Annotated in this window: 2 protein-coding genes and 1 pseudogene; all 3 read right to left on the bottom strand. The window is 67.7% G+C overall.

Annotated elements, in window-relative coordinates; translation table 11 throughout:
* Window positions 1–561 (bottom strand): annotated as a pseudogene (locus tag Y694_RS20880) (hypothetical protein); the annotation flags it as partial.
* A 22-nt stretch (window positions 562–583) separates the two neighbouring features.
* Window positions 584–1,393, bottom strand: a complete 810-nt coding sequence (locus Y694_RS20875) for a photosystem II stability/assembly factor-like protein (protein ID WP_231497822.1) — start codon at window positions 1,391–1,393, stop codon at window positions 584–586.
* An 82-nt stretch (window positions 1,394–1,475) separates the two neighbouring features.
* A partial coding sequence (locus tag Y694_RS20870) for a DUF1329 domain-containing protein (RefSeq protein ID WP_231497821.1) occupies window positions 1,476–3,012 on the bottom strand: 1,537 nt, incomplete at its 5' end.

Raw genomic sequence — 3,012 nt, 5'->3', positions numbered from 1 at the left:
CGCGCGCAGCCACAGCGGGCCGTTGTTGTAGTCGAGGTAGAAGGCGGGCAGGTCGATCAGCGCGCGGTCGGTGGCGTAGGCCAGCGGGCCGCCAGCGGTGCCGCCGAAGGCCTGGCGGAAGCTGCTGCCGGAGTTGATGTCGCCCACGCCGGTGCTGGCGCCGCCGACGGTGCGCGTGCCGTAGGCGTCTTCGACGGCGCGGGTCTCGTCGACGATGCCGCGCAGCTTGATGGTGGCCTTGAGTGACTCGGTGAGCTTGCCGTCGAAGTTGAGGTCCACGCGGGTGGCGAACCAGTTGATGTCGGCGTCTTTCTTGTACTCGCCCGGGCGGGTCAGCGTGGTACCTGGGAACAGCACGCTGTTGTTGGGGTAGGTCACTCCGTTGGTGGAGTTGCCGTTCTGGGTCGTGAGGTTCTGGTCGTCGGTGGTCTTGACCGCCAACTCCTGTCGGATGAAGCCCGAGAAGGCCCATTCGGCCGCCTGGGCCGACCCGCACAGCGCGACCAACGCAGCTACTGCGATGGCGTGCCGCTGAGAGATTTCTGTACGAATCTTCTTCACGCTGTTGTCTCCTCGTTGTAGGTCAAAGATCAAGTTCCAGGATCGTTCCACCCGCTCCTACCGCCACCACGCGTCGCTTGCCGCCCGGGCCTTCGCTGGCTGCGAGGGCCTGGTACCAGGCGTTGCGCACGAGCTTGGAGTTCAGCGGGCTCCAGGAGGCCCCGCCGTCGCGGCTGAGCACCACGGCGTTGATGCCGCTGGCGAGCACTTCGCCCTTGGGCGTGGCGTGCACGCCGGTGAGGATGGCGCCGGTGCCGGTCTTGTGCGACACCCAGGTGGCGCCGCCGTCGGCGCTGCTGAGCAGCGCGCCGCTCTGGCCGGTGGCGTACATCTTGGTGCCGCCCTCGACGACGGACAGGCCGAACAGGGAGCGTTCGCCCTTGTGCAGGGCCTTCCACTGCTTGCCGTCGCTGCTGCGCATGACGAGTTCGAATTCGCCCACGGCGGTGACGCTGCCGTCCTCGGCGACGTGGATGTCGTAGAGGTGGGGTTCGGCGCCGTCGTCGGTGATGGTGCTCCAGTCGACGGTCTGCACGGCCCAGGACTGGCCCCAGTCGGTGGACTTGAGGATGGTGCCGAAGGCGCCCACGGCGTAGGCCAGGCCCTGGCGGTTGACGTCCACGGCGAGCAGGCGCGACTTGGTCATGGAGGGCGCAGCCTTCCAGGTCTTGCAGTCGGCTGCGGCATACACCAGGCCGGTCTGGCCGACGGCGATGCATTTGCCTTCGCGCATCGCCACGGCCATCAGCGCCAGGTGCTTCATCGGGAAGGGCTGCACCTGCCAAGTCGCCCCGCCATCGGCCGTGACGAGCACGTTGCCGAACGCCCCCACCGCAATCCCCCTCTCCCCCTCGAACGCCACGTCGTACAGCGCGTCGTGCGCCGTGCCGTGGCGGAGAAGCTTGGCGCCGCCGCTAGGTGCAGCAGCGGCCGCGGCGGGCGCCGGAGCGGCCGGCGTTGCAGCGCGGCAGAAGCGGCGCCGTCGGCGGCTGCGCCACCGCCGAGACCGTCCCCCGCACAGCAGCACGGCGGCCGCCGCAAGCTGGGCGAGCAGTGCGGCAGGCCGAGTCCGGCCGCCGCGAGCGGTGGACCGCTCGTGTTGCTGACGCTCGGGCATGTTCAGGTCCCCAGCGCTGCAGTGCCTGCTGGGTCATGTACTTCTCGTAGAGACCGTCGACGTTGAAGGCCGTGGACATGCCGCCGGTGATCGACGTGACGGGCTGGAAGCGCGTCATGCGACCGTCCTGGAAGTTGTAGCACTGCACCGCGGTCCAGTGCCAGGCCGTGTTCTTGCCGTCCATCAACTTCTTGTCGCCCTTGTCCTGGAAGCTGTACTGCGGCTCGAAGGACTTGAAGATCTCGCCGCGGCGGTCGTAGGTGATGTAGGCGACGTACATCTGGTTGCGCACGTCGACCCACACGCGCTTCTTGCCCACCGGGGCACGCGGGTAGCCGGTCGGCTCGGCTTCGAAGATCACGACATCGGGGCACAGCTCCATCTGCGTCTCGAAGAAGGTCTGGTTCTTCGGGCCGCCGTGCACCGGGCGCTCCCAGTTCGGGCGGTCGCCGTACCAGCTTTGCGACACCGCGCCGAGGAAGGGGCCGCGGCCGACGATCTTGTAGTTGCCCCACGTCAGCATCGGGTCGCCCGCCGCCCAGGCGTCCGACAGGTAGAGGTTCATCCCCGGCACCAGTGGTTCGAAGCGCTGGTTGGTCGGGAACTTGCGCACGCGCTTGAAGGCCGGCAGGTAGCCGACGAGCTCGGGGAACTTGCGCTGGTCGTAGTACCAGGTGTTCAGGTAGCCGGTGCCCTTCACATCCGACGGGCCGGTGAAGTACACGGCGTTGTAGCGCAGCAGTTCGTCGGCGCCCGGCACGACCTTGCCGTCGGCACGCGCCGTGGTGTTCTGCTCGACCCAGGCGAAGTCGTACTGGTAGCTCATCGACCCGTCGGGCGCGACCTCCCAGTCGCGGATCGCGGTGATCGAGTTGTCCTTGCGGCCCCAGCACATCGTGAGGTTGGCCGCCACTTCGATGCCGGTCTTGGCGTCCGGGAACGGGTTGCCGCCGAGCCACGGCTTGCCGTCGGGGCTGACGACGTTGCCATTCGCGTCGAACTTGGCCTTGCCCTGGTTGCGCAGCGTGGCCTCGAGGTATTCGGCCGGGAACATGCGCGTGATGTCGCGGGTGGTCGGCACGATGCGGATCTTGCGGCCCATGGTCTTGACCTGGTGGTAGGCCACCGGGTCGAGCAGGTCCTTGACGAGGTCGACGTTGTCGGCCCCGATCAGATCGCCGGTTTTGATCTTGCCCTTGGACCAGGCGTCGATCGACATCACCTCGTCGGGGTAGGCCTTCGAGATGTCGGCGGAGTTCGCGATCATCGGCCACAGCGGGCCCAGCACACCGGCCGTGGCAATGCCCTTGGCTGCTTGCTCCATGAAGAAACGG

Source organism: Methylibium sp. T29-B (assembly GCF_000576225.1).
GTDB lineage: Bacteria > Pseudomonadota > Gammaproteobacteria > Burkholderiales > Burkholderiaceae_C > Methylibium > Methylibium petroleiphilum.
This window is presented reverse-complemented; position numbering and strand designations above follow the sequence as displayed.